Genomic DNA, 13780 nt, shown 5'->3' with positions numbered 1-13780 from the left:
AACGCGGCAATTTTTCTCGGGTCTGGCTCCCCCCAACGATCGGCTAATGTGAATATCAGCCGAAGCAGAGGGGAGTCGGTTAGTTTTTTTGCGCTTCCTCCAGCGTGCCATAACTGTGGCGCTGGACTAATAGGCTGGCATCGAGCAGCGCGGTATTTGCGTGAGCACGCAGTAGCTCATCGGCGGTCGGCAACTGTTCAGCGGGAATAGCTACCCCCGTCTCATCAACAATGGCGCTTAACACTAACTCAGCACCGAGCAGGCTGGTTGCGTGCGCATCCTCTTTATCTTGTAGTGTCTTGAGCTTTGCCTCGTAGTCATAAAGCTCGCCCAATGTCAGTTGGCGAATAGAGACGTTTGCGCCAAACAGCTGGCAGGCAAGAATATTGGCTGAAGGGGTGAGCAACGCCGTTTTCAGGTTTTTCATAGCATGTCCTTGATATAAAAAACGGCCCGAAGGCCGCATAAGAGATTAAGAAATCGCGATAACCGCGTCCGAGCTGGTGACCGGCGCTAATGCCGCAGAGGAAATCACAACGTGATAGGTTCCCGCATCATTCGCCGTGACGGACGCTTTAGTCAGCGTATTCGTATTTGCGGCTGGTATCGCTTTGCCGTCTTTAAACCACTGATAAGACAGCGGCGCCCCGTTGCTTGCCGAGGCGGTAACTGATAAATCCAACGCATCGCCTACCGCCAGTGTTGCGCCAGTAGGTTGAACCGATACGTTGATCACGGCTTTGGGACAACACCCCACTTCAGGTTGTTTTGTTTCCCCTGTACGGTGATCTGGATAACCTCACTTGCCGGAGCGGTGATTTCATTCATCTGCCAACCAGATAACGCCAGCAGCATTGTGGCCGTTCGGCGGTTCGGTAGCTCAATATAGAACTGCACCGTTTGGCGTGCTTCAGCGGCATTTAAGAAATCAGCAAAATCCTCGTTATCAGGATCGTCAACAAAGCCCAGCGATTTCTCAGGCCCCTCCGGTAAATCAGAAATAAACTGTTTGCTGGTATCAATCAGCGTGGTGCAATCCACAAAACTACCCGTCTGACCCGTTGCCCCCAACGCCTTACAGTTAATCAGCGGTTTTAACGCGGCAACCTCAGCGCCTACCGCGCCCCATTTCACCACGGTCCCCGCAGGCAGCATGGCGTATTCTGGCGAAGTTTTTTTATCATCAGCCATCGTTTTCTCTCTTCATTTAGTTGGTATAGCGAGTGCTATTGGTTTTGTTCAATACCGGCGCGTAACTCGACGGCGAGAACGCGAAGAATGCGGGATTTGTTGTAATCCATGGCAGGACGGATAAACGGCGCTGCCACCTGTTTGATGGTGCCGAACTCTTGCGCCAGCGCTTTCATGTGGTGCTTTTTGCTGGGGCCTACTCTCAGCGTAATCACCGTAAGGTACTTATCATCATTCATACGGCTGGTACTGCGGATTTTGATGGTATCGCGCATGTGCTCACCGGCGCTGGCGTCGTCGAATCCAGCGTGCGCTTTCATATCTTCCAGCACCGGAGCCAATGCTTCGCGCCCCGCGTTACGCATCACTTTTACGGCCTTATCCCCCATGGCCAATAATTGCCGCTCAAGCTCCTGCAGTCCTTTCACCTCGATAGTGATCATGGGGAAACCTCAACATACGTAATGAAATACTCCCGTAAGAGATCATAGAGTTGCTGGTTACTGGTTTGTGGGTTCGGTGTTTCTCGTAGGTTTCCGCGCTCAACATACTGAACGGGAAAATCGGCAATAAAGCCGTGGCGTATCGTCTGCCACTTGCCCCAAATCTGCCGATCTAACGTTTTCAACCGCGTGTAATCATTAAGAATAATGATGCGTATCTGAAAACGCGCACGCACAACCGAAGTCCGCACAAGCCCTGTTTCAAGTGGTGGATCGGAAACGCATTGGTAGGTGATCCCCTCCACCACATCTGCGGGTAGTAATAAGGGATAAACCGGCAGACCGGTGAGCGCTTCCAGTTCGGTTTTAATGGCCTGTTCTATCATGACGAATATCCGCCTCCGCCGTAATGATGAGCCGATCGGCATGGGTACGATCGGTTGAGCGCACCGTGAAGAACTGTTGCCCAAAAACAACCTGCCAGTCCTGCGCAACATCCTCGCGCGGTCGCAGCGTAAATTGGTAGGTCTGGACAACCTGCTGCTGTTCGGAGGTGCGGATCTTGCGATCAGAAATCGGCTCAACCTTTGCCCATGTCTTTGCTACTTCTACCGGCTCATCCGGCAGCGGCTCCCCGAGCGGGCCGCGCCGTTGCTCAATCCGTCTCAATGTAATGCGTTTATTCAGCTCGCCAGCCGAGAGTGGCTTCATAATGGTTTAAACCGGTAAGGCTCGAGCAGCGCACGATAGGAGAACGGCACCGGCATTAATTGCTCTGGGCTGACCGCTTCACGGTTGGCATACCAATGTCCCACCATCATCATCAATGCCAGCTTGATATCGGTCGTCAATAGCAGCGCATCGCCCGAAACATCCTGCGCTTTCTCCACCAGCGTGCGGTTTAAGAAGGTTTCAGCAGCAGCCTTCGCCGCCTGTGCATAGAGCGTTAACAGTGCGTCTTCGCTCTTATCATCAATACGGCACTGTTGGCGTAGTTCCTCTAATTCTGGCGTCATAAGCACCTCAAGAAAGGCGGCATAACGCCGCCACGGGATTATTTAGAGGCAGGTGCTGCCGCCAGTTTGAGGAGTTTCACCGCATGGCTGTCCACCATCATCGAGCCCACACGTTTTGTGGTGTAAAAACCGACAAACGGCTTTTTGGTGTACGGATCACGCAACATACGAACACCAATGCGATCCAGAATGGTGAAACAGCGCTTAAAGTTACCAAAGCCAATCGGTGTGGCATCCCCACCGATATCAGGAAACTGCTCGTTCTCCGCAATGCCATAACTCAGCAACGAAGACGGCTGGCCCAACTGCAAGCCCGGCTGCCACAGGTAGTTACCCTGTGAATCTTTCAGGGTACGCACAGTAAACAACGTGCTGTTATTCATCATAAAGCGTGCGCCGTTGCGGTACGGCTTACGCAGCGTATACACCAGCTTGATAATTTCATCTGCGGTGATGGCCGTCGGTTTAGCCGCCAACAAATGCTGCAGCTTGCCCCAAGCACGATCCTTATCCGCTTCCTCCGTACTGCCGTAGGTCAGTAAGCCCTTGGGTTTTTTACTACCGTCGCCGTTGGTGAAAGCAATCTCTTCTTGCTCAGCAAACTCCTGCGTGAGCTCCGTGGTAATAAAATTCTCCACGTCAAAGTACGCATCATCGAGCATGGTTTGCGTAGCCATCGGGTTGGCGTAAATCTCACCCCAAACAGGCTCAATAATTGCCAACTTCGAGGTGTTAGTTTCAGGGCGCGCATCGGTTTCCCCTACCCAGCCGCTATTTGTCCCACCTTGATTCACCAACTTTTTATAGTTTGGGGTCCCCATGGTGATCACGTTACATTCGGCACGCATCACCACTTCATCTTTCAGCGCGCTGATGATATTGCGATCCAGTTCTTCCGGTACCGCATAGCCCCCATCAGGATCGGTGGTGGTCTGCATCGCTTTACGTTCCAGATCGGCGAGCCCATCTTCTTTGCCCTTACGCAGAAACTGGCCAAACGCTGTTTTATGTTCAGTCGCGGCTTTCGAGCCGCTGCCACCACCGGGACGTTTTACCGCCGCCAGCTCATCCTCAAGCGCCGATTTCAACGCATCGAGCGCCGTCAGTTTGCCGTTAAGCGTCTCCACAGTTTCTGACAGCTTGCCCTTTTCCTGTTCGATAGCGTCAAGACGCTTATCATTTTTCTGGCGGAATTCGTCAAAGTTACCTTTCAGCTCGTTCGCGACCTGTTCAATGTCTTTAATATCTACAGCCATGGTGTTACTCCTGATTAAAATTGATAGATTTCAGTGCATTTAATGCCGCGCTCAGGTCGCCAGCGTCTCGCTGTGAAAGTGCGCTGTAGCCATCCGCCATGAATGCCTTGGCTTGGCTTTTGGAAAGTCCTACGTCTCGCAGGACTCGCTCAATACTCTTGGGTGATGGCGTTTCCCCACGCGCAAATGCGGATTTCACATCGCTCACACGCGCCTCATCATTGGCAGGGAACGTCACCGGACTGACCTCCCAAAGGTCGATCTCTTTAAGCAAGAAAGCTTCTTTGGTTCGGTCGTATTCGTAATCTTTCAGCGCGTAGCCAATAGAAAGGCCGGTTAAAGAACCGGCCTTCATGTGGGCATGTGCGCGCTTGGCGAGAGGGTCATCATCGATGAGCAATCGCCCCCGAACAAAGAGCCCCACCTCATCCTCTTTCATCTCGGTATAAATCCCGATGGGCTCTTGCATATCGTGCTGCCAGAGCATTGCCGGCAAGCTGCCTTTTTCGCGCCAAAGGCTGAGCGATTTAGTAAAGGCGCCCGGTACCACGATGTCATCGAAACAATCTTTGACGCCGAACACCGAGCCGTAGCCCTCAAACTCACCGCTGTCGTTGACTGACTTGAGTTTCAGTGGCACATCAAGACGTTGTTTGATCATCGTCATTGGGTTCTTCCTGTGGTTTAGGTTTTGCGCTATCGGTCGGCTTCGTGGTCATATTCATCGGGGTGAGGTACACATCACCGCCCGGGCGCGGATTACGATCTTCTAATTCAAGGCAATCATTAGGGGAGTACATTCCCCAGTTGATAGCGGTGGCATAGGCTTCAAAACGAGATTTCATGTCACCGCGTAACAACGCCCCAACGTTAAATTTGGCGTATAGCTGCCCTTGTTTACTGGCCTTCACTAATCCAAGGTTAATTCGCTGTTCAATACGTGTGAGGTAGGGAACAAGCGAGTAATTGATAAAGCCGATCCCAAGGTTCTCAATATTGTTGAATGTCGCTCGATCGGTGTTTTGCACTAAATGCATCGGCACGCGGAAAATGCGGCAAATCTCCTCGAGCTGAAATTTACGGGTTTCTAAAAACTGAGCATCTTCAGCCGAGAGACTGATTTGGTTCCATTTCAGTCCCATTTCCAAAATCATCGGCTTGTGAGCGTTCGACAGCCCTTGATGCCTGTCTTCAAAATCGGTTTTTAAGCGATTAAAAGCCTCATCCGATAGCGTCTGATCGGTTTCCAGTACCCCACTGGTGACCGCTCCATTACTGAAAAGGCGTGAACCATGCTCTTCCGTTGCCATTCCCAACCCGATCGCCTGACGAGCATAGGCAATCGGGCTTAACCCATTGAGGCCATCGAGCGTGAAGATACGCACATGCCAGATCTCTTTCTGGCTCAAGGTATCGCTTGAACCATCGGGAAACGTCACCTGATAGACCGGCTCCCACTGGCTGTTTAGTTTGGCGACTACGCTACCGGGATCGAGCGGGAGTAACTCGACAACCTCCCCTAGCGCCATGACTTTGTAGGCAAAGAAGTTACCGCGAAGACATAAACAGGCGATGAGCAATTCCCAAAACTCTTGCGGGGTCATATAGCCGTTAGGTTTGACCGAAAGCAGCTTATAAAGCCGTTCTTTAATAGCCTTTTTGCTTCCACGATCTAATTGTTCATACAGAGAGCAAGGCAACATGCCCACCGATTCGGCTAACACGCGAACGCACCCAAATACCGCGGTAAGCTGCATGGCCAATTTGGGGCTCACTCTTTTCCCTGCGTAGGTGTTATAGGAAATACCAACAAGCTCACTGAGCGCCTGTGGCGTCATCGCCTTATCACCCGACTTGTGGAACATACCCGGAAAGAACATCACCCCTCCTTATCGGGGTTCCCCGTCTGGGTACCCAACATCCGAGACACCAAGAAAGACCAGACTAAACACAATAGGCCAGCCACAATAAATCCTGCAGGTGGATATATTCGCCACACGCCATACGTCAAAAAAAGCGCGCCAGCGAGCCCCACCAAGATCGACAAGGCGGTAAAAAAATGTGGTAAAGACATAATGGTTAAACCGTTAGAGGGAACGAAGGCCGTAGGTCTCGATGTGTGTGGAAAGGCTATCACCCACTTCACCACCGTTGACCAGTAATCGACTCATGGCAGTAAACAGCGCGGCGGGACCATCAATTTTGGCCTCCGGCGTCGATTTATTGGGGAAGATATTGTCATTTTTATCCGGTTTTACGGTGACGTTCGACATCATCCAGTTCATTACGGGATGGCTGCTGTGATGGAAACGCCCCCCATAAACTAAGGCTTCGAGCTCCTTCATCGCCTCAGAAAAATTGCGCACCGTCTGCGGCACCTCCACCAGCGGTAACCCTTCTTCCGCTAATGCCAGACTAAACTGCGTCGCGCTCCATGGATCAAAACCAATCTCTTTTAGGCTCTCGCCCGTTACCCACATTTGCAGCTCTTCTTTAATTTGCCCATGATCGATAACATCACCGTCTGTCAAAATGAGTTTATCCATATCAGCCCATTTACGATAAAGCTCAGCCTGTTGACGCGAACATCGCTCTAAGCGGCCTTCAGGTAACCAGAATTTGAAATCAGCATGCACATGACCATTGTTGGCCTGCCACACTTTGACTGCCGCGCAAATATCAATTTTGTTGGAGAGGTCAACGCCCACCCACATCGGATAGGTTTTTAATTCATGCTGAGGGGCAAGATATTCACATTTATCCCATTTCAGCATGTCCATCCACGCAGACTCAGCGGTCACCCAGATATTTAAATGCTTGGTGTAGAAGTTAATACGCGCTGATACCTGTTCTTTGGCTTTTTTAGCAAGACGACGCAAATCATCCCAACGCTTACAAATGCCCAAGCCGGGATTGGCCTTTTGCCATACCGTCTCATCAAAGGGATCATCATCCGCATCCAGCGTAAAAATAATGGCAAAAAAGGTATCGTCATCCACCTGCCCACGCAGCACCTTGATGGCATAGTCGCGCTGCTCGTAGCAGATCCCTTCTTTATTGAAACCCGCCGTCGTTATGGCAAAGAGTAAAGACTGCAAACGTGCGCCGGTCGCCGTCTCCAAAACGTCCCATACATCACGGGTTTTATGTGCATGCAGCTCATCCACCACCGCGCAATGGATGTTCAGCCCATCAAGGTTATTTGCCTCACTGGATAGGGGGAGAAAACGCGATGAGGTTTGCTCCTGAAAGATAGCCAGCTTATTAAATTCAAATAAACGCCCCAGCGTGGGTTTTGCTTGCTTGACCATGCTTTTTGCATCGTCAAAAACGATACGCGCCTGATCGCGAGTCGTGGCAGCAGAGTAAACCTCAGCCCCTCCTTCCCCATCCGCGCCTGTCATATAAAGACCGACTCCCGAGGAGAGTGTTGATTTAGCGTTTTTACGCGCCACCTCGTTATAGGCCGTTCGGAAACGTCGCACCATCACAGGACGGCCACTGCCATCATTGCGTAGCACCACCTCTCCGGTATTTTCATCCACTAGCGGGATCACAAACCCAAAAATATTGATGAGAATGAAAACATGCCAATCCATCAGTTCGATAGGTTTTCCGGCTAGGTTACCCTTCACGTGGGGGACGAATTTATAAAAATTAAGAATATGTTGAGCGCGAGGCTCACTAAAGAATACACCGCGCTTCTCACCTTTTTTGAGGTCATCTAGAAAACGCTGGCAAGCTAGCTTAACCAGATCACAAGCAATGATTTCCCCCGCCACGACTTTTTCAGCGTAGCGAATACCATCAGCCACCTTTGCCATTTAGTCTCTCGCTTTTAAGAATTCGGCGAACGGGTCTTCGCCTGCTGGTGCTTTTATTTCGACTTTAGATCGACTCGCAGGCGTCATACCAAACTCAGATAGCATTGCGCGGATACGTTTCCATGCGTCTGCTTTCATCGCTGCAGCTGGATGGGCTTTCACGATCTTTTCCCCCGTAGCTGAGCCCGTTTGATAGGTATATCCCTCCTCATCTAGCACTTCGCAGTGGTGGCGATATTCGGTATACGCTTCAACGAGCAACTCTAGGGCTTTAGCATCTAAGGTGGACATCACGCCAACGGCGTCCAACTCCTCCCCCATCCGCTTAAACCAATACTTCCCACGCTTATCAAAATGCTTCGGAATTGGGGGTACCCCTGAGGGGGGTTTGGGTTCGTTTTTGTTTATAGCGCGTTTTGATGGGTTACCCTTCACCAAACGTAGATGGGTCGGGGTTTTCGGTGGTCCTGACATAATCGAAAACTCCTATTAATCATCGGTTGGGGGACCCCAAAAAAAGTTTTCTAACCTGCGGCGATCCGGAAAGAGGTAAAGCGGCGGTCCTTTAGGCTGAGAGGGGTAGAGATTTGATCCCCCCCTCCCCTACTGAAATGAGAACAAATATCGTTTAATGTGAAATCATTCAATATGCAATGATAAATACAATCAAACGACAATCATTATCATTCATGAGGCGCATTGAATCTCAGCAGCGACCAACGTCAACGCAAGGAGTGCCTCGCCATCTGGATGTGCCTCTAGAAGACTTCTAATCGTTTCAATGCATTGTTGGGCAGCCTGCTGCTTATCTTCGGGTAATGAAGCTATCAGCCCTTTAGCCATCAATACTGTTTGCTCGTCTTGCGTCATTTCATTCGCTCCGTTGCTGTCTTGGTTCGATGGCAAGGCCAACACAATCCCTCAAGGTTGGCATCATCGTCGGTACCGCCATGGCTTTTAGGTTTGATATGGTCAACCGTGGTCGCGGGAATGGCTCGCCCTTCACGTAAGCAGGCTTGGCAAAGGTGCTTATCACGATTAAGAATGCGCTTACGAATGAGGGTCCACTTGCTACCGTAGCCACGTTCGTGGCGACTCTTGCCCTGCTGATGGTTCTCCCATCCTGTATTACGGTGTTCCTCGCAATAGCCGCTGCGGTCAGTGGTGGTATTACGACAGCCATGCTTACGGCATGCACGTGGGATTAGTGCTGGCATATAAGCTCCAATAAAAAAGCCACCAGCAGATACTAGTGGCTTAGTTAGCAATGTAGTCAATTAATGTTACTCAAATAGGCCTTCAATTTTTCCTTTGCAAATGTATGCTAGCTTGTCATTTCCCTTAGCTAGCACGCTTTGAAACTGCGGTTTAATTTTTATACATCCACCTAAGATATACGCCACACTAACTAACCCCCCCATAACGTCGTAAGGATGGGGGAGGCCTGTAGAAGCTACACCTAAAACCTGAGCCAAATTAAACTCGAAAGAAGTAGAGATACTGAATTTAATTGGACTTCTCCACCCTTCTTTGTTTAAGCGCTCAATATCAAATATCGCTTGCTTTAGATTTGAAAGCGCTTTTGCTCTCTGAAGGTTGACGTCTCCTGACCTCATAACTTCATTGTAAAGTTCATCGAGATATTCATGGAGTGCGATTAACTCTGGCTTTCTTCTCTCTTTAAACTCAAGAATTTCGTGAAGATGGACATTCTCTGCTGGTACTGGCAATAAGTTAGCTAACTCAAAACGTACAACCTCAGTTGATTTGGCAAACTCAGGCTTTAGATTTACTTGCTCATTTAAAAAATGCATTCTCCAGTCAGTCGAGCCTTCTGTGTTGCGGAGTATGTCAATAGTCTTAGCATGAGTTTCCGCATATATATCAGCCATTTCACCACTATGGATTGTACCTTGCAGTTGATATAAAGGACGAGTTAACAAACCGCATCTAATCAGTTCATCTTCGTCTTTAAGACCAGCATGGAAAAAATTATTAGTTGGGGAAACTAGTTTATCCCAATAAAGAGAAAGATAATTTAGCTCTAATTGGCTTATCCATTGGCCTGTACTAAAACCAGTTCCATCTTCGGTTTTAAGTAGTTCACAAGCACTAAAAACCACTCCTCTTTCCATGTCAGCCCCTCTAAAATAAACATTGGGGATAATTTAGCATTTTCGTAGATGCACATCGAATACCAGCAGTTATATTTTACTGATTAATCATTTTGAAATAGATGTGCTCACAAACTTGTCCTGCGCCATAAGCGCTGTCAGTCTCTATAGCATTGCTATTGCTTATGGTGCAGACCGGGAATATTTATTTGCCCCATTTGGTTAATACGCTCAATCTTTGCCAGCAATGATGGCTTTTTTACTCGCCCCCAACGGTTCAGTAATCGCCCAGACATGCTGGCTACATCTTTCTCTTTCATGTATTCGAGCATTACGGCGTTGCGTTCTGCCTCATAGCTTTCGCTGTATTTTCTCAGTTCATTAGTCATCCAGTTGAAGGCATTGATATATGCCTCTTTAACCGAATCAGCCTTTGCTCCATTAAACCCCATGACCAACATAACGAAGCCACTGAAGTCCATGCGGTAATACTTTTGCTTCTTATCAAATATCCCTAACTCATTGATTTTCTCGACAACCCAAAAGTGGGCCCTCGTGAAATCAGCCGAGCAGTGAAGGTTTTCCAGCGCGCGAATAACGTGCTGGTGTCTTTTTCCAAATGCCTTTGCGATCTGGAATGTGTCAGTCACTGGCTCACCTTCAGCCGCCGATACTAGCTGACGAAATTCAAAATCAGGGATGACCTGTAAATTGTTCATAGCGTTTGCCTTACTTTGAGATGAACCTTTGCCGCATAGGAAATCAGTCCATCGAGGCTCGCCAGCACTAACTGACTCCCTCAAAGGCTCATTTCAAAAGGTTGGGTTCGATGTGGTTATTTGCGCTGCGGTGCGCGATGAAATGTAGATGCAAAAAGCCCCAGCAAGTGCCGAGGCCAGTAACTCAACAAACAGAATAAAACCATTAAAAACAGATGCTTATTAATTACCACTGACTATAGAACATTACAAAAAGTCGGAGGTAATTAATGTCATCACAAAACAAATCAGCTTTTGAACAAATCCTGAACACCCTTCATTTTCTTAAAATATTTATGCAAGTAATAAAACTGTTAATTCTTTGCTTTAACTACGGAAGAGAACACATAGAATTAATTGATAATATTTTGGAAAGTATGGAGCTCATTCAGCCTTTGCTCGAAACATCAAAATATTTACCCGCCTATCTCAAGCATTGGTCTCGAATGTAATTCTGCAAGGCTCTTAATGAGGTTTGGTCGCTAATGATTCCTGATCGTATACCGAGAACGTTTCGTCCAGAAGTTGAAGTGAGTTCGAGGGTGACATCATCGCCCACGCTGGAGGCGCTGGTGGTTTTAGTTGCGGCTGACACTGGACACTTCCCTTTGACGAGCACCCTGCCACCATTATCAAGCTTGCGCTGCAGAGCATCATTTTTAGCTTTTGCATCTGCTAACTCCTTCGTGTACATAGCATCCAGTTCAGCAATATCGCGCTGGCGGGTCTGCATTCTAGTAATTGCGGATTGCCGCTCAGCGACTAACAGCTCGGCCGCGGTGCGATCTTTATCTGCCTGGTGGTATTTATCGCGGTAATGGTTAGCTATTCTCCCGGCGGCGACCAACGCCACCAGCAACAGACCTATTGCCATCATTCGCCAACTGAAATTGATATTCATACCAACATCGCCGCCCGTGCCTTGTTGTAACGTACCTTTCGATCATCAATACCGTTCAACCCGCCATTGATAATCTGCGTCACTCGGTAAACATCAGCACCGTAGGCCATACAGCCTTTTGATGTGTAGAACCATGCAGCTGAACGCGCTGCTTGAAGGTCTAGCTCCAGAAGTTCAGGCTTGGTCACTAAATCGAGCTTTAACGCGGCGCCGCATGCGCGATAGTTATCAAGTCCGGTAATCTGGATAAGGCCGCGGCCTCGATACTTCCAACCATCGCCGGAAGCTTTATTACCTAAGCGATTCGAGTAGACCAAATTGGCGATCGCATCTTGTCGAGCAGATTGCGCTGTCGTTCGTCCGAGAGCATTGGCCTGTTGCTGAGTAATACGCTTACCAAATACAGCAACCAAAGCACCCGATGTGTAATTCAGTGATTCAACAACCTGCCGGAAACCGCCAGACTCATGCCCTACCTGAGCAATAAACATCGCCTGATCGGTTGCCGCCGTAATACCAAATTCTTTCATTGCTGCATCGATGGGCGGAAACCAGCGCGCAGCTAATCCGGCGCTAATATCAGCCGCCTGTTGAAACTGTTCGAGATCCATTGAATTGCCTTACTGTTGAGGAGGGACACCAGTCTTACTGCCGACAACACGACGTAGAACCGAGCTGAAGTAATCAATACCCAAGAAGCCAATAAAGACACTGCCGATATATGCCCACTTCTGATCAAAACTCATCAACATGAGTAGATCTTTAATAAAGAATGCCACCAGTGCGCACATAGCGGCATCCAGAATCCGTCGCCACATCGGAGACTCTCCGTTATATATCCCCCGCAGAATAGCCATTAGACCCGCAATGAATGCGTAACTTCCCTCGCTGCGGTGCTCTGCAATCCATGTCATTAACATGGCCCAGAGCTCGGGGCTTTTGTGCATTTTCATGTTCTCCCCCCATCCACCAGCGCGGTAGGGTTAATTAGTGGAATAGCGCCCAGCCGTAACCACTCTCAGATAGAAAGTGTTTAGTGTGTGGATGGTTGTTGGCTGAGCGCTAGATAAGAAAAAGGCCACCCGAAGGTAGCCTCTATATATGATTTATGGCTTGATGCTTCGGCGCTTATCTCCGAACGTCTAGCGTGTCAGCTCTTCAACAGTAGCAAGCTATAAAGAATTGTGATGTCCGGTACTTATCCCGGTGGCATCACTTAGGTGCTGGTCAACCTGATGCCGGGTGGTTTTTCTAGGAGCTCGTGAACTAATCCCGCCAGCCATTACCTTCACAGTAGTGCAAACACCACAATCGACTGAGCCATCCCTCTAAGTTGAAAGACACGCACCTGTATTCGATGCTACAAAGAGATGGCTCATGCGATTGTGCAGTACATCAAACGCTCCGGGTTATCCCTTCTTCGCTGAGTGATGTACTGAATGCCGTGGCGACTAACTAAGATCACTTCTCTCACAAAACAACCCGCCGCCACGACATTTAAAACCGTATCTTATAATTGCAACCTATACAATATGGGGCCGCTATTTCAGATTTTTCAGATTTTTCAGATTTTTCAGATTTTTCAGATTTTTCAGACATTAGTTAACGTTAATACTTCTTGCTAATTAACCCTTCCAGCGTGAGTGCAGTTCGACCTGCTTCTGGCTCACTCATTGGCGACTCGGGGCCACACCATGACTGCGGCATATAGAGAGCGCGGGTTAACCGCGTTAGTGCTTTATTTTCTCACCCTCCGGAATGACAAAGCCCCGCACAATGGCGAGGCTTGGTATTGCATATGAAAGAGGCCACCCGAAGGTAGACTGTGATTGAATCGTTTAGGTTATTTATCGTCTGATTCAATCAGGTCTTATATTAATTGGCGTATTTTTGAAAACCTGATAGACCTCATTACTCGGTGGCTTAGGGAATTTTGCTAGCTTCACCGCCTCAATAGCTTTGGCACATAACTCAGGATCACCACCTTCCGCGATAACTCCAAGCAAACGACCATCATGCGCAAGCTTGATGCGTAAATCGCATATTTTCCCTTTGAAGCTAGGTTGTGTTTCAAAATGCCATTCAATTGCAGATTGAATATCACTAGCATAATCTCTAATAGCTTTATTAAGCTCCGGGCCTTTAGTAGGAGTGGTAACTTGCGAGTTAACCTTGTTGGCGCATCCTGACAAAAGCAATAGAGCACATAGTGCACCTGCTCCCAAGCAAGAAACAAATAACTTCATTTTTCCCACCACCATCAGTCAGAATTAGCAT

General features: G+C 48.7%; 21 protein-coding genes. All 21 read right to left on the bottom strand.

The annotated features are described in order from the left end of the window. Positions 1 to 79 precede the first annotated feature (79 nt). The gene (locus U0008_RS08140; protein ID WP_043492467.1) at positions 80 to 427 is read right to left on the bottom strand and encodes a hypothetical protein; all 348 of its coding nucleotides are present in this window, start codon (positions 425 to 427) and stop codon (positions 80 to 82) included. 45 nt (positions 428 to 472) lie between these two features. Then, positions 473 to 736, bottom strand: a complete 264-nt coding sequence (locus U0008_RS08135) for an immunoglobulin domain-containing protein (protein WP_211137101.1) — start codon at positions 734 to 736, stop codon at positions 473 to 475. Beyond that, the gene (locus tag U0008_RS08130; protein ID WP_004092486.1) at positions 733 to 1191 is read right to left on the bottom strand and encodes a hypothetical protein; all 459 of its coding nucleotides are present in this window, start codon (positions 1189 to 1191) and stop codon (positions 733 to 735) included. Before U0008_RS08130 ends, U0008_RS08135 begins: the two co-directional genes overlap by 4 nt. A 35-nt stretch (positions 1192 to 1226) precedes the next feature. Continuing rightward, entirely contained in the window at positions 1227 to 1634 is a 408-nt protein-coding gene (locus U0008_RS08125) for an HK97-gp10 family putative phage morphogenesis protein (protein WP_004092483.1), read from the bottom strand. Then, on the bottom strand, positions 1631 to 2020 hold the full coding sequence (locus U0008_RS08120; RefSeq protein WP_043492462.1) for a hypothetical protein: 390 nt from the start codon (positions 2018 to 2020) through the stop codon (positions 1631 to 1633). The genes U0008_RS08125 and U0008_RS08120 overlap by 4 nt, the downstream gene beginning before the upstream one ends. Continuing rightward, positions 2001 to 2345, bottom strand: coding sequence for a phage head closure protein (locus U0008_RS08115; RefSeq protein WP_004092330.1), 345 nt, complete (start codon positions 2343 to 2345; stop codon positions 2001 to 2003). The genes U0008_RS08120 and U0008_RS08115 overlap by 20 nt, the downstream gene beginning before the upstream one ends. After that, positions 2342 to 2650: a head-tail connector protein gene (locus U0008_RS08110; protein WP_025797695.1), complete on the bottom strand. Its 309-nt coding sequence runs from the start codon at positions 2648 to 2650 to the stop codon at positions 2342 to 2344. Before U0008_RS08110 ends, U0008_RS08115 begins: the two co-directional genes overlap by 4 nt. A 38-nt stretch (positions 2651 to 2688) precedes the next feature. Beyond that, on the bottom strand, positions 2689 to 3906 hold the full coding sequence (locus tag U0008_RS08105) for a phage major capsid protein (protein ID WP_043492458.1): 1218 nt from the start codon (positions 3904 to 3906) through the stop codon (positions 2689 to 2691). A gap of 4 nt (positions 3907 to 3910) precedes the next feature. Next, entirely contained in the window at positions 3911 to 4573 is a 663-nt protein-coding gene (locus U0008_RS08100) for an HK97 family phage prohead protease (RefSeq protein WP_025797691.1), read from the bottom strand. Then, a complete protein-coding gene (locus U0008_RS08095) occupies positions 4548 to 5786 on the bottom strand; it encodes a phage portal protein (RefSeq protein WP_043492454.1) in 1239 nt (412 codons plus the stop codon). The genes U0008_RS08100 and U0008_RS08095 overlap by 26 nt, the downstream gene beginning before the upstream one ends. Next, the gene (locus U0008_RS08090) at positions 5786 to 5980 is read right to left on the bottom strand and encodes a hypothetical protein (RefSeq protein WP_004847789.1); all 195 of its coding nucleotides are present in this window, start codon (positions 5978 to 5980) and stop codon (positions 5786 to 5788) included. The genes U0008_RS08095 and U0008_RS08090 overlap by 1 nt, the downstream gene beginning before the upstream one ends. A gap of 13 nt (positions 5981 to 5993) precedes the next feature. Continuing rightward, positions 5994 to 7730, bottom strand: coding sequence for a terminase large subunit (locus U0008_RS08085; RefSeq protein WP_043492451.1), 1737 nt, complete (start codon positions 7728 to 7730; stop codon positions 5994 to 5996). Next, positions 7731 to 8204: a phage terminase small subunit P27 family gene (locus U0008_RS08080; RefSeq protein WP_043492447.1), complete on the bottom strand. Its 474-nt coding sequence runs from the start codon at positions 8202 to 8204 to the stop codon at positions 7731 to 7733. Between the two features lie 213 nt (positions 8205 to 8417). Continuing rightward, positions 8418 to 8600, bottom strand: a complete 183-nt coding sequence (locus U0008_RS08075) for a hypothetical protein (protein ID WP_025797681.1) — start codon at positions 8598 to 8600, stop codon at positions 8418 to 8420. Beyond that, a complete protein-coding gene (locus U0008_RS08070; RefSeq protein ID WP_043492445.1) occupies positions 8597 to 8947 on the bottom strand; it encodes an HNH endonuclease in 351 nt (116 codons plus the stop codon). Before U0008_RS08070 ends, U0008_RS08075 begins: the two co-directional genes overlap by 4 nt. Positions 8948 to 9013: 66 nt before the next feature. Then, a complete protein-coding gene (locus U0008_RS08065; protein ID WP_043492443.1) occupies positions 9014 to 9865 on the bottom strand; it encodes a DUF6236 family protein in 852 nt (283 codons plus the stop codon). Between the two features lie 155 nt (positions 9866 to 10020). Further along, positions 10021 to 10563 (bottom strand): Rha family transcriptional regulator, encoded by a 543-nt coding sequence (locus U0008_RS08060; protein WP_043492441.1) that lies wholly within the window; start codon positions 10561 to 10563, stop codon positions 10021 to 10023. Positions 10564 to 11026: 463 nt separating this feature from the next. Continuing rightward, positions 11027 to 11497 carry a lysis protein gene (locus U0008_RS08055; RefSeq protein WP_404813186.1) on the bottom strand — a complete coding sequence of 157 codons (471 nt, stop codon included), beginning with the start codon at positions 11495 to 11497 and terminating at the stop codon, positions 11027 to 11029. Positions 11498 to 11499: 2 nt separating this feature from the next. Then, complete coding sequence (locus U0008_RS08050) at positions 11500 to 12114, bottom strand: glycoside hydrolase family 19 protein (protein WP_043492435.1); 615 nt, start codon at positions 12112 to 12114, stop codon at positions 11500 to 11502. Positions 12115 to 12123: 9 nt separating this feature from the next. Further along, positions 12124 to 12456 (bottom strand): phage holin, lambda family, encoded by a 333-nt coding sequence (locus U0008_RS08045; RefSeq protein ID WP_043492432.1) that lies wholly within the window; start codon positions 12454 to 12456, stop codon positions 12124 to 12126. Positions 12457 to 13362: 906 nt separating this feature from the next. Next, a complete protein-coding gene (tolA, locus tag U0008_RS08040) occupies positions 13363 to 13749 on the bottom strand; it encodes a cell envelope integrity protein TolA (protein WP_043492429.1) in 387 nt (128 codons plus the stop codon). Positions 13750 to 13780 lie beyond the last annotated feature (31 nt).

It is taken from the genome of Hafnia alvei, assembly GCF_034424155.1.
Lineage (GTDB): Bacteria > Pseudomonadota > Gammaproteobacteria > Enterobacterales > Enterobacteriaceae > Hafnia > Hafnia alvei.
The sequence above is the reverse complement of the archived record's forward strand: the minus strand, read 5'-3'. Positions and strand labels throughout refer to the sequence as shown.